General features: G+C 56.8%; 13 protein-coding genes. 8 read left to right on the top strand and 5 right to left on the bottom strand.

Annotated elements, in window-relative coordinates; genetic code table 11:
• Window positions 1-13 precede the first annotated feature (13 nt).
• Window positions 14-1597 carry a carboxyl transferase domain-containing protein gene (locus QMQ05_RS15785; protein WP_434063203.1) on the bottom strand — a complete coding sequence of 528 codons (1584 nt, stop codon included), beginning with the start codon at window positions 1595-1597 and terminating at the stop codon, window positions 14-16.
• Window positions 1598-1621: 24 nt separating this feature from the next.
• Window positions 1622-2257 carry a TetR/AcrR family transcriptional regulator gene (locus QMQ05_RS15780; protein ID WP_345471570.1) on the bottom strand — a complete coding sequence of 212 codons (636 nt, stop codon included), beginning with the start codon at window positions 2255-2257 and terminating at the stop codon, window positions 1622-1624.
• Window positions 2258-2493: 236 nt separating this feature from the next.
• On the opposite strand from QMQ05_RS15780, the gene QMQ05_RS15775 reads away from it, so the two are divergent.
• Complete coding sequence (locus tag QMQ05_RS15775; RefSeq protein WP_345471568.1) at window positions 2494-3258, top strand: carbonic anhydrase; 765 nt, start codon at window positions 2494-2496, stop codon at window positions 3256-3258.
• A gap of 173 nt (window positions 3259-3431) precedes the next feature.
• Here QMQ05_RS15775 and QMQ05_RS15770 read toward each other — a convergent pair whose 3' ends face one another.
• Window positions 3432-4460: an ABC transporter substrate-binding protein gene (locus QMQ05_RS15770; RefSeq protein ID WP_434063157.1), complete on the bottom strand. Its 1029-nt coding sequence runs from the start codon at window positions 4458-4460 to the stop codon at window positions 3432-3434.
• A 203-nt stretch (window positions 4461-4663) separates the two neighbouring features.
• Between QMQ05_RS15770 and QMQ05_RS15765 the strand changes: the two genes are divergently transcribed.
• A complete protein-coding gene (locus tag QMQ05_RS15765) occupies window positions 4664-5617 on the top strand; it encodes a FecCD family ABC transporter permease (RefSeq protein WP_345471566.1) in 954 nt (317 codons plus the stop codon).
• Window positions 5614-6609 (top strand): FecCD family ABC transporter permease, encoded by a 996-nt coding sequence (locus tag QMQ05_RS15760; RefSeq protein ID WP_345471564.1) that lies wholly within the window; start codon window positions 5614-5616, stop codon window positions 6607-6609. The genes QMQ05_RS15765 and QMQ05_RS15760 overlap by 4 nt, the downstream gene beginning before the upstream one ends.
• Before the next feature lie 36 nt (window positions 6610-6645).
• Here QMQ05_RS15760 and QMQ05_RS15755 read toward each other — a convergent pair whose 3' ends face one another.
• Together QMQ05_RS15755 and pdxA are read right to left on the bottom strand one after the other, a co-directional pair.
• On the bottom strand, window positions 6646-7413 hold the full coding sequence (locus QMQ05_RS15755) for a DeoR/GlpR family DNA-binding transcription regulator (protein WP_345471562.1): 768 nt from the start codon (window positions 7411-7413) through the stop codon (window positions 6646-6648).
• A gap of 66 nt (window positions 7414-7479) precedes the next feature.
• Complete coding sequence (pdxA, locus tag QMQ05_RS15750; RefSeq protein WP_345471560.1) at window positions 7480-9723, bottom strand: 4-hydroxythreonine-4-phosphate dehydrogenase PdxA; 2244 nt, start codon at window positions 9721-9723, stop codon at window positions 7480-7482.
• A 201-nt stretch (window positions 9724-9924) separates the two neighbouring features.
• Here pdxA and QMQ05_RS15745 point away from each other — a divergent pair, with 201 nt between their 5' ends.
• Genes QMQ05_RS15745 through QMQ05_RS15725 form a run of 5 tightly spaced genes read left to right on the top strand, consistent with a single transcriptional unit; the run spans window position 9925 to window position 15024 of the window.
• The gene (locus QMQ05_RS15745; RefSeq protein ID WP_345471558.1) at window positions 9925-11502 is read left to right on the top strand and encodes an ABC transporter substrate-binding protein; all 1578 of its coding nucleotides are present in this window, start codon (window positions 9925-9927) and stop codon (window positions 11500-11502) included.
• A gap of 3 nt (window positions 11503-11505) precedes the next feature.
• On the top strand, window positions 11506-12441 hold the full coding sequence (locus QMQ05_RS15740) for an ABC transporter permease (RefSeq protein ID WP_058255856.1): 936 nt from the start codon (window positions 11506-11508) through the stop codon (window positions 12439-12441).
• Window positions 12438-13364 carry an ABC transporter permease gene (locus QMQ05_RS15735; protein WP_345471555.1) on the top strand — a complete coding sequence of 309 codons (927 nt, stop codon included), beginning with the start codon at window positions 12438-12440 and terminating at the stop codon, window positions 13362-13364. The genes QMQ05_RS15740 and QMQ05_RS15735 overlap by 4 nt, the downstream gene beginning before the upstream one ends.
• The gene (locus tag QMQ05_RS15730; RefSeq protein ID WP_345474788.1) at window positions 13364-14203 is read left to right on the top strand and encodes an ABC transporter ATP-binding protein; all 840 of its coding nucleotides are present in this window, start codon (window positions 13364-13366) and stop codon (window positions 14201-14203) included. Before QMQ05_RS15735 ends, QMQ05_RS15730 begins: the two co-directional genes overlap by 1 nt.
• Complete coding sequence (locus tag QMQ05_RS15725; RefSeq protein ID WP_345471553.1) at window positions 14200-15024, top strand: ABC transporter ATP-binding protein; 825 nt, start codon at window positions 14200-14202, stop codon at window positions 15022-15024. The genes QMQ05_RS15730 and QMQ05_RS15725 overlap by 4 nt, the downstream gene beginning before the upstream one ends.
• The last annotated feature ends 15 nt before the right edge of the window (window positions 15025-15039 follow it).

Raw genomic sequence — 15039 nt, 5'->3', positions numbered from 1 at the left:
TGAGCTCTCCTGACTACATCCGGAAGAGACCAAAACTGGTCTCTGGCAGTGGGGTGCGGGCACAGACATCGAGGGCCAAGCCGAGCACGCGGCGAGTCTCGGCCGGATCGATCACCCCGTCGTCCCATAAACGTGCGGTGGAATAGTACGGGTTGCCCTGGGTTTCGTACTGTTCACGAATCGGAGCCTTGAAGCGTTCTTCCTCTTCGGCGCTCCAGGTTTCTCCGGCCGCTTCTAGCCCGTCACGTTTGACCGTGGATAGCACCGAGGAGGCTTGGTTGCCACCCATGACTGAGATGCGCGCATTGGGCCACATCCACAAGAAGCGTGGGGAGTAGGCGCGGCCACACATCGAGTAGTTGCCGGCGCCGAAGGAACCGCCGATGATGACCGTCAGCTTGGGTACTCGGGCGGTGGCTACGGAGGTGACCATTTTGGCTCCGTGTTTGGCAATGCCATCGGCCTCATAGTCGCGGCCCACCATGAAACCGGCGAGGTTCTGCAAAAACAGTAGGGGGATGCCCCGCTGATCGCAGAGCTCGATAAAGTGTGCACCCTTCACCGCGGATTCGGAGAAGAGCACCCCATTATTGGCAATGATGCCCACCTGGTGGCCGTGGATCTGCGCGAACCCGGTGACCAGGGTGGTGCCGTATTCGGCTTTGAATTCATGGAATTTGCTGCCATCGACCAGTCGAGCGATGACCTCGTGCACATCATAGGGCGCGTTCACATCCACCGGGACAATGCCGGCTAATTCGCTGGCGGGATACAGTGGTTCGGTGACCGCTGAGGTGATGTCCCAGGCCGGGGTAGGGTTTGGTGGCAGGGTGGCAACGATGTCGCGGATGATCATCAACGCGTGCTCATCATTTTCGGCCAGATGATCTACCACCCCGGAAGTCTTCGCATGCAGTTCGCCTCCGCCGAGTTCTTCGGCGGTGACCACTTCACCGATGGCGGCCTTGACCAGGGGTGGGCCGCCTAAGAAGATGGTGCCCTGGTTGCGCACAATGACACTCTCATCGCTCATTGCTGGCACGTAGGCGCCTCCTGCGGTGCAGGATCCAAGGACTGCAGCCAGCTGCGGAATTTTCTTGGCGGAGAGCTGTGCCTGGTTGAAGAAGATCCGACCGAAGTGCTCGCGGCCGGGGAACACTTCATCTTGCATGGGTAAAAATGCGCCTCCAGAATCCACCAAATAGATGCAGGGCAGGCGATTCTCTAGGGCGATTTCTTGAGCGCGTAAATGCTTTTTTACGGTCATCGGGAAGTAGGTTCCGCCTTTGACGGTCGCGTCGTTGGCGATGATCATGACGTGCCGGGAGTGCACCATTCCGATGCCGGCGATCATGCCGGCTGCCGGGCTGGCCCCGTCGTACATGTCTTCGGCGGCCAAGGGCGCGATTTCGAGGAAGGGCGATCCCTCATCAAGGAGTTGATCCACGCGCTCGCGGGGCAGTAGCTTGCCGCGATCCTTGTGACGGTTACGGGATTTTTCGGATCCACCGAGCTCGGCGCGGGCAAGGCGTTGCTGTAATTCGGCGAGTAGTGGTGCATTGGCTTTGGCGTTGAGCTCAAATTCCGTGGGATCCAGGTGAGAAGAAAGCGTCTTCACTTTTCAGTCCTTCACTTCAGGTTCGCTGGCGATGTTCGGGGGTGTGGGAAGGTCTTTGCTGGCCAGTGGCGCTTCGTTGGACACCGCGAGCATGCGCATGGCTAGGGCGATGAAGTTCAGTTGGACTTGCGGTAATGAGAGCCGGCCGTCCCGGCGGTACCAGTGGGAGGCTCCGGTGCCCATTTCCATCATGGCTAGCCTGGTGATGCCCAGATCCACAGTGCTAAACACGCCCTGCGTTGCGCCTGCTTGAAGGACCTGGGCAAAGAGTTGTTCGTACTCATCACGTAGGCCCTGCATTTGCGCCGCATTTTCGGCGGTCAAGGCGCGCATTTCATGTTCGGCGACGCGCGAGGTTTTGGGGTTGGTGGCGGTGAAGCCGACGTGGAAGGCGACGAGTAGGGCCAGTTGTGTAGTGGGGTCATTGCTGGTGGCCAGGACCTGACGGGCACCGTCGATCATGGAGTTCAGGCAATTTTTGATGATGCCTACCAGTAGTTCTTCTTTGCCGCCGACATAGTGATAGAGCGTGGCTGAATTCAGACCCACGGCGGAACCGAGTTCACGGATTCCGGTGGCGGCAAAGCCTCGTTGCGCGAAGCAAGAGACCGCCGCTTGCTGGACTGTTCCCAGTTCCAATGGACACCACCTTGTGTTCCCAATCAATCGATTGATAGTGTCCATCCAAATCGAAAACCTGTGTGGTGTCAATCACTTTTGTGATGGGTTGTGAAGTCATGCTCGGTCCAAGGGTGCGAAATATTCGGGAATTCGTTTATGAATCAAATGCAGAACAATAGACTTCATGATGGTATTTACCAAAAAATCTGAGTTAATGACATTCAGGTGCCCACGAATTACGACCGGAGAGCACTATGCCACAACCCATTGACAGCGTCGTCAACACCAGCGCAACCAGCCGCAGAAAGCTGATTGCTGGTGCGACCGGCCTGCTAGCGCTCGCAAGACTCAGCGCCTGCGCGAACGAGAAAACCGTACAAGCCGCCACCGCCAAACACGTCTCCGCTCCCAAGACCTCAGACGATGTGCTCATAGAACTCACCGAAGGCAATAAGAGATTCGTTGCAGGGCAGGTGCAGCGCCCAAACCAGGATTCGCATCGGCGTGATGAGCAGGCCGAACACCAGAGCCCCTTCGCCTTGGTCCACGGGTGCGTGGACTCGCGAGTCACCCCGGAGATGCTTTTCGACAAGGGGATCGGAGACCTCTTTGTCACCAGGACCGCGGGTGCGGTCCTGGATGACACCCTGGTGGGCAGCATGGAGTTCGCCGTTTCCGCGCCCTACTCGGTGCCCCTTCTGGTCATCCTCGGTCACACCGCCTGCGGCGCGGTGACCGGAACCCTCAAGGCCATGGAAGCCAACCCGGAGGATCCCGCGTTGCCCGGCGAAATGGATGATTTCGCAGAACAGATCGCTCCGGTAGCCCGTCGCCAGAAGGTTTCGGGATTCGGCAGCGAGGCGGTGGACCAAGTGGTGAAAGCTAATGCGCTCGCCGTTGCCAGGCAACTCGTGGAACGCTCGGCGATCATCAGCAAAGCTGTGGAGGAGAAGCGAACCCGTATCGTTCCGGCTCTCTATGACCTGGAATCCGGGGAAGTGAGCTGGCTGGAAGCATAGTCCTGCGCCGAGCTCGAAGTTAAAGCGAAATCCCCGCCGGTTATACCGACGGGGATTTCAACGATCATCACTCGCACCTTCAATGAGGTAGTTACTACGTTACTCAAGCTTTCTATGCTCGGGCTGAGCACAGGCTTCGCAGTGGCAATGTATCTCGGTGCGAAAGCGAGAAGTTAATTGACGAGGTAGCTACGCAGATCATCCAGGATCTGCGAGGCGCCAGTTGGGCCGAGGCCCAGGAACCAGACGTCGTCGTTCACGCGAATGGCCTGATCATTCTGCACGGCCTTGAGCTGCTTCCACAGTGGGCCCTCGATCGCGGCCTTTTCGCCGGTCGCCTCAGGGGTTCCGTAGGAGGTGTAGAAGATCCAGTCCGAGTCAGCGTCGGTCAGGTTCTCTGCGGAAATTTCCGCGGCCAGGTCATCAATGTTCTGGTTATCTGGACGCTTGAGCCCGGCATCGTTCAGGATGACACCAATCAGTGACTTGTTGGCGTAGAGGCGAATCTTCTCTGGCATGAAGCGCAGCAGTGAAATCTCAGGATCTCCCTGCACGTCATTGCCCAGGGCGGTGGCCTTGTCCTGATAAGCGTTCAGGGTTTCTACTGCCTTGGTTTCTTCGCCGAGTGCTTCACCGGCAAGCAGGAAGTTTTCCTTCCATGGGAAGCCTGGGCGAATCGAGAACACGGTTGGTGCAATGTCGTTGAGCTGGGAGTAGAGCTTATCGGCACGCAGCTGAGAACCAATGATTAGGTCTGGTTTGAGTGCCGCGATGGATTCCAGGTTCAGTTCCTGAATGGTGCCCACGGTCTTGGCATCCTTGACCTTATCGGCCAGGTAGCTAGGGATCGGGCTGGAACCCTCGGTGGAAGGAATGCCCACCGGGGTGATGCCCAAGGAGACCACGGCATCTAATTCACCGGTATCTAGAACCACCACGCGCTGAGGCTTGGATTCTAGGGTGGTGGTGCCATTGGCGTGGGTGATGGTGCGGGGGAACTGGCCTGCTTCGGCGTCGGAACCGAACTTGGCGGTCTCTTCATCTGCGGTGGTGAAGTGTTCGCCGCCGATGGCAACGTCCTTATTGCCGGAGCTGGTATCGGTGGTGGACGCGCCGCAACCGGCGGTCAGGCCGACTAGCGCAAGGGCGGTAGCCGAAATCATGGTGCGGCGCCACATGGAGCCGATCTTCAGAAAATTCACATCGCAAATATACCTTATTTTGCTAAGGCTAACCAAAGCATTTTGTCGCTCATTGAAACAGAAACACGGTAAAGTATTCACGTTCCCCGCATTAGCTGAAACGAAGGGCGCCGGTCATTAGCGCTAATCTCAAACGGCCCACAACCCCTGCGCCCCACACCGTCGGCGTCGGTCGACAGCTGGTTCTTCTTGTCGGGTTGGCAGTGATCTTGCTGTTGTTAGTTTTGGTATCTCTGGCTATCGGATCACGAGCCTTGCCCATCGATGTGGTGATACAGGCGCTGACTGATACGGAAGCCACCGTGGAGCGCAGCATCGTTGTTGAGTCTCGACTGCCGCGGGCCATACTGGCTGTACTTGCAGGACTGGGCTTGGGAATTTCTGGGGTACTGGCGCAAAGCCTGACCCGCAACCCGTTAGCCGAACCCGGAATTCTCGGAGTTAACGCCGGAGCCTCTCTGGCCATTGTCGTTTCCGTAGGATTCCTCGGCGTGCAGGGTTTTAACGGGTACGTGCTCTTTGCCTTCCTCGGTGCGCTACTGACCACCGCCGTGGTTTATCTGGTGGGAATGCCCAGGCCCGGATCCAGTGATCCGGTGCGGCTAGTGCTTTCTGGTGTTGCTATCGGAGCGGTGCTCACCGGTGTAGGCACCGCGTTATCCCTGGTTAAACCACAGGCCTTTGATCAGTTGCGTGCATGGACCATCGGCTCCTTGCAGGGCCGCGATTCCTCAATTGTGCTGACCCTTGCCGGATGTCTTTTAGTCGGTGTCCTGGTGGCGGCCAGTTGCGCTCGTTCGCTAGATACCTTGGCGCTGGGCGAAGACAGCGCCCGTTCCCTGGGAACTAACGTGGGACGGACCCGAATACTGGTGCTGCTGGCCATCACGATACTGGCCGGGGCGTCCACGGCAGCGGTGGGTGCCATTGGATTTATCGGGTTAATGGCACCGCATGCGGCCCGGCGACTGGCCGGGGCACATACCGGATGGATCATGGCCTTTACCGCGCTGATCGCCCCGATGCTTTTGCTCTGCGCCGACATGCTCGGACGAGTGATGCTTCCCGGAGAACTGCAAGCCGGTGTTGTCGCGGCGTTCCTCGGGGCACCGTTGCTGATCATGATTGCTCGTGGACGTAAGGCGGTGGCCCTGTGAGTGTAAAAACTAAACTGCGTGCACCGAGCACCGTACTGGTCTTGCTGGCGTTGTGCCTGTTGGTTTCGGTGTTTGCGATCTCCGGTGGCGAGTATCAGATGACGCCATGGCAGGTGCTGAAAGTACTGTTTGGTCAGGGTGAAGGCATTGAGAACATGGTCATCTGGCAGTGGCGCATGCCTCGGGCCGTGGCCGCATTGCTCTTTGGGGCGGCCTTGGCTCTCTCCGGCGCGGTCTTCCAATCATTGACCCGGAACCCCTTGGGATCTCCGGACATCATTGGTTTTTCCACCGGTGCTTACACCGGCGCGCTGATCACGCTTACGGTGCTCGGCGGTGGATTTGTTGCCACCAGTTTGGGAGCTCTGACCGGTGGATTGCTTACCGCGCTCTTGGTGTACCTGTTGGCTTGGCGTAACGGTACCGCAGGGTTCAGATTGATTCTTGTGGGCATCGGTATATCTTCGGTGCTGGCCTCGTTCAACCATTTTTTGGTGCTCCGCGCAGAACTTGATGTGGCCATGGCCGCCGCCGTCTGGGGGGCCGGAACCCTGAACGGATTGACCTGGCAGTCGGTAACCCCAGTCGGAATTCTTGTGGTGCTGGTGTCAGCGCTACTCTTAGCTAACTCGTCGCAGCTTCGAATGCTGCAGCTAGGTGATGACCTGTGCCGGGCGCTGGGCATGCGGGTAGAACGCACCAAATTGTTATTGGTCGTGCTGGCGGTGTTCCTTGTTGCCGCGGTGACATCTCTGGCCGGTCCGATTGCCTTTGTCGCCTTGGTAGCCCCACAAATTGCTCGTCGCCTCGCCGGAAGTGCCGGACTGCAACTAGTTCCTACGGCACTTGTTGGAGCACTATTGCTTGCGTCCAGTGATCTATTGGCCCAGCGCTTGTTCGCCCCGGTGCAATTACCGGTGGGCGTGGTCACCGTCTGCTTTGGCGGTCTGTACCTGATCTATTTGCTGAACCGACGAACAACGAAGGTGTAGGTTCTTCACGGCCGCGACGTTGTGAACCGCGGGGGACTAGCCCGCGATGATCACCTCAACGTTGGCTTTTTTGAAGGGGGCGAGTTGAGTTTTATCAGCCTGCGCGTCGGTGATCAGAGTCCAGCCTTCGGGCAACATGGCCCAAGCGTGGAACGGGTGCTGATTGAGTTTGGAGCTGTCGGCCAACACAAAAATGCGCTGTGCTCGGGAAGCCATTTTTTCTTTGAGACGCGTCTGAACCAAGTCTGCTTCGCAGATGGCCTCAGGGGTCACCGCGTCAGCTCCGAGGAACACGGAATCAAAGCTCATTCGCTCCAGAGAATATTCGGCCAAGGGTCCCACAAAAGCTGCACTGCGATGTCGCAGGGTTCCACCGAGGCATTCAACATGAACCGATTCCGCCTCGGCTAATTCCTCCACCACCACAAGGGAGGTGGTGGCTACGGTGAGCTCGCTGGCATCACGAAGTTCGTGGGCCAGTGCAGCGACCGTGGAACCTGAATCAAGCAGGATGGTTTGCCCTTCGGACACCAAGGCGCGTGCCTTGCGTCCAATGGCGCTTTTGACAGCAGAATTCTCCATGTTGCGTTGCCGGAAGGTGGACTCGATGACCGGAGCCGTCAGTGGCATGGCGCCACCATAGGTCCGAGCGATCTTGCCCTCGACGGTTAGTCGAGAAAGATCACGACGGATCGTTGAAGCGGTCACGCCGAAGCGCTCGGAGAGTTCCTCAACACTGGCCAAACCACTGGTATTGGCTAGTTCAAGGATCTGCCCTTGGCGTACCTTTGCGCTGGTTGACATGAGTCCCTTTCCCTCCCGGCACGGTGAATCTGCTACGCCGAGTGTATCGGCATTGCTGTAGTTCCTTTACTTGACCGGAACCGATGCCAAATTCACTGACTGCTGTAGAGCCTCAATCATGCTGCCCACCTCAACAATGCCCTTGCCGGCAATATCAAAAGCGGTGCCATGGTCAACTGAAGTACGGATCACGGGCAAGCCCACGGTGATGTTCACGCCAGCTTCAATGCCAAGAACCTTGACCGGGCCATGACCCTGATCATGGTACATGGCGACAATGAGGTCGTAGTCGCCACGGCCAGCTAGGAAGAAAGCGGTATCGGCAGGCAGGGGGCCGATCGCGTTAATTCCCTCTGCCTGAAGCTTTTCAAGTGCGGGGATGATCTTTTCTTCCTCTTCGCCATAGCCGAAGAGGCCATTCTCGCCGGCGTGCGGGTTGATGGCGCAGACGCCGATTTTAGGGTTGGGATTGCCCGCCCGAACCAGTGCTTCATGACCACGGCGGACGGTGCGTTCAACCAGTCCCGGTTCGATTTTCTTGATTGCGTCGATCAAGCCGATGTGGGTGGTGACGTGAATGACCTTGACCTTAGGCGTTGAAAGCATCATGGATACCTCATCAACACCCATGAAATGGGCAAGTAGTTCGGTATGCCCTGGGTAGATGTGTCCGGCTTCGTGCAAGGCGGCTTTGTTCAGTGGCGCGGTGCAGATGCCTTGAATTTCACCGCGCATGCCCAACTCACAAGCGATCCGGATGTAGTGATAGGCGGCGTTACCTGCTTCGGCAGAAACCTTGCCCCATTCGAGGTCTTCAGAGAGCAGGTGTGGGTCGATGACGTTAATACGACCAGGGGTGAACTGAGCTTGAGAGACTTCGGTGATTTCCACGATGTCTACTGCCAGACCCAAAGCTTGGGCGCCAAGGTTCAAGCGGTGACAATCGCCGATAACAATCGGGCGACTGATCTTGTAGGCGTTCTCATCAATGAGGGCTCCGACGGTGACCTCGGGGCCGACGCCGGATCCATCGCCCATGGTGACTGCGATAAATGGTCGTGTATCTAGGGTGGTGGTGCTCATGGATGTTGACTCCTGTGAAAGAGGGGCGCGGAGGTTGCGCAGGGCGGTTAATGCTTGGGGGAGTATGTTTGGGCTTCCGAAGGAGCCGGGTTTTGATCCAACGAGGCGGCCATCGGACGCTTGAGAGATGACTACTCCGGGTTCTAGCTGCTCAAGTGGTGTTAGCGACGTGACGTTGAGGTCATCAAGGATCGCGCGGGCCGTTTCTCCACCGGTGAGGAAGAGGTCTGACTCGGGGTGTTCGGCAAGAAAGCCGGCAGCCTGCTGGCGTAGTTCTTGAAGAACAAGTGCTGGCTCAGAAGCATTGCGCGTTGCGCGCAAAATAACTGCTTCGCCTGGTTTGGGTGACGGCAACTGATTTACTGACTCTTCGCAGGGAATCCCTGCGTTCTCAGCAATATCAAGTTGTTTACCTGATGGGCCGGAGGCTGAACCCACGACCCCAAGAATTGGGCGAACCGCGGTGCTTGAGTTGGCAGATTCCTGTGCAGAATTTTGCGGTGAAGCTGTCGTGGCCGAGGCTAAGCTACTGGCCAAAGCCGCGTTAAGAGCTCCCGTACCGACCAGGACGCTGCGTTCAAATATCTCGGGGTGAGTTTCCCGTAGCTCAAGCCAGGCCTTGGCGATGGAGGATAGATCTTCTTCCGTCGCGCAGTCGAGAATGGCTGTTGAAGTTGAGCTCACGGCGGCAAGAAGGCGCGGTGCTAAGTCCTCATCCCTCGGGTCAGAAACAAGGGTGCTCTCCAAATCGCCGAGTAATTCCGCGATAGATTCCGGTGCTTCACGTGGCTCAACTTGCCAAGCGTCGGTCGCGGAAAGCGGAAGTCCGTCCACGAGAGGTTTGCCGTTCTCAACGACCCGATTCATGTGTGGCAGTGCGCCGGCGATGATCAGTTTGTACCCGTTGTTAGCCAGGGCGGTGAGTTCTGCATTGAGATTGCCGCGCCATAATGAATCGATCTTTTTGAAGATGATGGTGTCGACTGATTTCATATGGCTTAGTGACTGAATGCGCTGGTAGGCCGCGGTTGGTTCTAGATAGCGACTGTCGGTATCTACAACGAGGCTTTGATGCGTTGTCTTCGATGGGATCGCTGTGTAATCCAGTGAAATCTTTGTTGAGAATCCGTACTCGTTCCATGGTGAAGAGACTTCGCAGGCTCCGGAAAAGTCGTCTGCGAGAATCAGGAAGTTCTGGTGATCCTTGGTCATCTTGGTGCTTGTCACCTCCTTGAATTTACTCCCGGAATCTTCCGGGGGCCGGTGTGCTTTTGAAATCATCATGACACAGTTGCGCGAAATGCGCTATGCCTATTGCGCATTTCGCGCAACCGTGACAAAGTGACATGAGTTACAAATCACGGTGAGTGAATGGCCCTGCATCCAAATGGGGCAACGCGCTCCAGAAAGTCGATTGGGAGGTCGAAGATGACCGGACGATTCTCAGCTCCTGGGATGTCCAGACGTCAGCTGTTAAAGCTGGCCGGGGCCGCGGGGCTCTTTGCGGCGGTGGGTGTCAGTGCCACCGCGTGTGCAGGTCCTACTGGTTTGCCGGGCAAAGATACGCTGACCCTAGCCCTCAACCGTTCTTTGGTGTCGTTGGATAATAAGTTGAACCAGTTCGACGCGGCGGTCACCGTACAGCGCGCGGTCCGCGAAGGGCTCACCGCCATCGGCCCAGACATCTCTCCGATTCCTGTGCTTGCCGAGTCAATGGAAATGACTTCAGATACGCGCTGGACCGTCAAACTGCGTGACGGTATCACCTATTCCGACGGACGCCCGGTCAAGCCCAAAGACGTGGCCACTGCACTAGAAATGTATGCGAAAGTGCAGGGGTCGTTCGTTGCCAGCTTCTTCCCGGAATTTCCTACCGTCACCGAAGTCGACCAGCGGACCTTCTACCTAGATTCCAAGGGTCCCATCCCCATCTTGGATGCGCTCATGGCATTGATCCTGATTTCTCCTGCTGAAGATAACAAGGCAGAAGAACTACAAACCGGGGTGGGCACCGGACCCTATGTTGTACAAGCCTTTGACCGTGGCGCGGGTACCTACACCCTGATCCGTAACGAGAAGTATTGGGGCGAAGCGGCCTCAATCAAGCAGGTTAATGTTCGTTTCCTTCCTGAAGAGTCTTCTCGTGTCATTGCCCTTCGAAGTGGCGAAGTCGACGTGATCGACTCGATTTCACCGAACTCCATGGAGCAGTTGCAAGGGCTGCCGGGCGTCAGCATCGAAACCGCCTCATCTCTGCGCCTGAACCAGATTTTCTACAACTTCCGCAAGCCAAAATCCCACCCACTCTCGGATGCGAAAGTCCGTGAAGCACTATCGTTCGCCATCGATGGCAATGCACTGGTCCACGATGTCCTCATTGACACGGTGGAACAGGCACAGGGAGTGACCCCGACCAGTTTGTTTGGCTACGCCAAGACTGGAGATTACGTTTACGACCCGACCAAGGCCAAGTCGATGCTTTCGGAGCTCGGTGTTGATGACCTGAAACTCAAGATCATTTGGGAGACCGGCGAGTTCCCTTCAGACACCGCCATCATGGAAGCCCTGGTGCAGATGTTTGGGGATATCGGAGTAAAAACCGAACTCCAGCAATTTGAACCTGGCGGAAACATCCTGCAATGGCGCCAAGGTAAGGAAGGTGACTGGGATTTGCTCGGCAATGGTTTCTCCAGCCCCACCGGTCTAGCCATCACGATGTTGCAGGGTATGTACGCCGGCACCGCTGAAAAGGAAAAGACCCGAGACACCTACCAGGGCTACGTCAACAATGACGTGGAGCGCAAGATTGCTCGCGCAGCCTCGGAGGTAGATCCAAACAAACGTGCCAACTACCTTAAGGTCGCCCAACAGGCAGTGTGGGATACCTGGCCTTGCGCGTGGGCCTTCACCCCTAAATCAATTCTTGCCCGCCGTAACCGCGTGCAAAACCTGGAACTATCCGCCGCCAACGCCTACCCGCTGGCCCGCGTGGGATTGGAGAGCTGAGCTGTGTTGACCTATCTTCCAAAACGCATCGGGCAGGGACTTCTGACAGTGTTCCTCACCGTGTCAGTAGTCTTCCTCCTGATCCGTATGGCACCGGGTGACCCGGCAGCCTCTTTCGCCGGCCCGCTGGCCACCAATGAACAGCTCGCCGCGGTGCGAGAACAATTTGGCTTGGATAAGCCACTGTTGCAGCAGTACGTGATCTTCATCGGACAGTTGTTCACCGGTCACCTAGGCCAGTCGTATTCATTCCAGGCCCCTGCAGTGCAGGTAGTGATGGACCGCTTGCCCTACACATTGACGCTGGCTACCAGTTCCATTTTGTTGGCTGCCCTGGTGGCCATTCCCCTGGGCATGTGGATGGCACGCCGTTCAGACACGGACGCCGAACTTGGCGTGAACGTGCTGACCATCGCCGGACAGTCCATGCCTGACTTCTGGACAGGCATCATGCTGCTCACCGGTTTCTCGGTGCTCATTCCACTGTTCCCAGCTTCTGGCTTCACCACTTGGGGTGGTCTCGTCTTGCCGACTATCACCGTTGCGATCCTGCAGATTGCTTTGGTTTCACGCATGGTCAAACGTGAAATGGTCACCAACTTCAACGCACCCTACTTGAATATTGCACGTTCCCGTGGCGTCAGCGAACGAGTGCTGACCTGGAAGTACGCTCTAGGAAATGCTGGAATTCCGGTATTTACCGCACTGGGTACCCGCTTTGCTGCCATGCTCAACGGTGTGGTGGTTGTTGAAGTAGTCTTCGGCTGGCCCGGTGTGGGTTCGCTGATCGTCCGCGCTCTAGAAACCCGCGATTACCCCCTGATTCAGGCCACCGTGCTGATCACCGCCCTGCTGGCCGTGGTGGTTCAGCTATTGATCGACCTGGCCTACCCACTGCTGGACCCACGGGTCCGCCTCGGAAAGGCAGCTTCGGCATGAGCACAACAATTTCTAACCCCACACAAGCACCGCAATCCGCACGTAGTTCAGCGGTCACCAAGCAGATGCTTAAGAAATCTTCGGCTGCTCGACGGGCTCGTTCAACCCGGATCAAACTCTGGCTGGGCACCATCTTGACCCTGGTGGTGGTCGTACCGATCGCTCTGGCGAATCTCCTACCCATTGCCGACCCCAATATGCAGGATCTCGGTGCCCGCCGTTTAGCACCGCTCGTTGATGGGCACCTATTTGGAACCGACCAGCTGGGACGCGATTTGCTCGCCCGCGTACTCTTCGGCGGTCAAACCTCGCTGATGATCGGCGTGCTGGCAGTTGTTGTCTCCGGGGCCATCGGTGTGATCCTCGGATCCATTGCAGGGTTCTACGGCAAGTGGGCCGACGTCATCATTTCCCGTGTGCTTGAAGCACAAATGTCACTGCCACTGCTGATGATGTTGCTGCTCGTGGTGGCACTATTCGGACCTTCCATCCCAGTGATTACCGGTGTCATCGCCATCGCCCAATGGCCTGAAGTCGCACGACTGACCAGATCATTGGTGTTGGTGGAACGAGAAAAGCCGTATGTGGATGCGGCCAAGACCTTGGGTCTACCCAAACTGCGTATCTTGGCTCAGCACGTGATCCCTAATGTTTTCAAACAGGCCAGCCTGGTGATCCTGCTCTTGCTGGCACAGGCAGTGCTCCTAGAAAGTGCCCTGTCCTTCCTGGGAGCTGGACCTCAGCGTCCGTTCTCCACCTGGGGCCGCCTGATTTCTGATGGTCAGGACTACATCACCACTTCGTGGTGGATGGTCACGTTGCCAGGTCTGTTCATCGTGGTACTGGTGGTCGGGGTTAACCTGCTGGGTGATGCCTTGCGTGACGGTAACCTGCGCCGCTCTTCAAAGAAGGAGGGTAAGTGATGAAGGATCAAGACACCGCAGTTCTCGAAGTCTCAAACTTCACCGTTGAACTCATGACCGACAACGGCATCTTCAAAGCCGTCAATAACGTCAGCTTCCGAATTGGCCATGGCGAAACGGTCACCATCATTGGCGAATCCGGCTCGGGTAAGTCCACCACCGCCATGGGACTGCTTCAATTATTGTCTCAGGGACTGGCCGCGTTATCTGGTCAGGTGAAGATCAAAGGTGAAGACGTTTTAGCTAACCCCAAGGCGATCACGAAGTTCCGTGGTCGTGGCCTAGCTTTGATCCCGCAGGACCCGATGACTGCGCTGAACCCGGTGGCGACCATTGGTTCTCAACTGCGTGAAGCGATCAAGGTTGCTGGACGTATTACCGGTAAACAACAGATGCAAAGCAAGGCCGTGGAGCTGCTCGAACAAGTACGCATTCCGCGGGTTGAAGAGCAACTGAAGAAGTTCCCGCATCAGCTTTCCGGAGGCATGCTGCAGCGTGTGCTGATTGCTATTGCTCTAGCCAGCGAACCAGAGCTACTGGTGGCCGATGAGCCAACCAGTGCCCTGGACGTCACAGTTCAGGCAGGAATCTTGGATTTGTTGTTGGAACTACAGCAGACTCGTGGGATTTCTGTCTTGATGATTACGCACGATATTGGCGTGGCAAGGCTAGTTTCAGACACTATTCATGTGATGAAGTCTGGCAAATTCATTGAGTCCGGTCCGGCAGCGCAGATTGTCGATGCACCGTCTGAAGAATATACCCGCGCTCTGCTCTCGGCTGTACCTCGGCTCGGTGAGTGGGATGAAACTTCGATGGTTGCCAAGGGAGCATCATGAATCAGCAAGCACCGTTCTTGTCGGTTAAGAACCTGACCGTTGAATATGCAACACGTGATGGCGTGTTCCGTGCCGTCGATGATGTTTCCTTCGACGTGCAGCGTGGAGAAACACTAGCCGTAGTTGGTGAATCCGGTTGTGGTAAATCCACCATCGCGAAATCCATCATGCGACTGATCAAGCCGGCTCACGGACAGATCCTGCTCGATGGCACCGACCTGGTAGCGCTCAATGACAAGCAGCTACGTCCCTTGCGACGCAAGTTCCAAATGGTCTTCCAAGATCCCTATGGTTCATTGGATCCCAGCCACAGTGCTGAACAGATCATCACCGAACCTCTGCGGATCCATAAAGAAGGAACACCAAGTGAGCGCACCAAGGAAGCGCTTCGACTCTTGGACCGGGTAGGGCTGCCAGAAACCGCGTTGCATAAGCGTGCCAATGAATTCTCCGGTGGACAACGCCAACGTATTGGCATCGCCCGAGCACTGGCCTCGAAACCAGAACTGCTCGTCTGCGACGAAGCTACCAGCGCACTGGATGTCTCAGTCCAAGCACAGGTACTCAAATTACTCTCCGAGATTCAGGAAGACACCGGGATCTCCTATGTCTTCATCACCCACAACCTGGGTGTGGTGCAAGAAATTAGCCAACGGGTCATGGTGATGCAACGTGGAAAGCTCGTTGAGCTTGGCACCACCGAGCAAGTGCTCACCACGCCTGCCGAAGAGTACACGCGTAGGCTTCGCCGGGCCGCCCTTGACCCCAGCGTGATGGAAGGCGTGAAACCACGCCACATCTTGGCCGGACTGACTAGCTGAATTAGCAACTGACGA

The organism is Glutamicibacter sp. B1, from assembly GCF_039602135.1.
Lineage (GTDB): Bacteria > Actinomycetota > Actinomycetes > Actinomycetales > Micrococcaceae > Glutamicibacter > Glutamicibacter ectropisis.
This window is presented reverse-complemented; position numbering and strand designations above follow the sequence as displayed.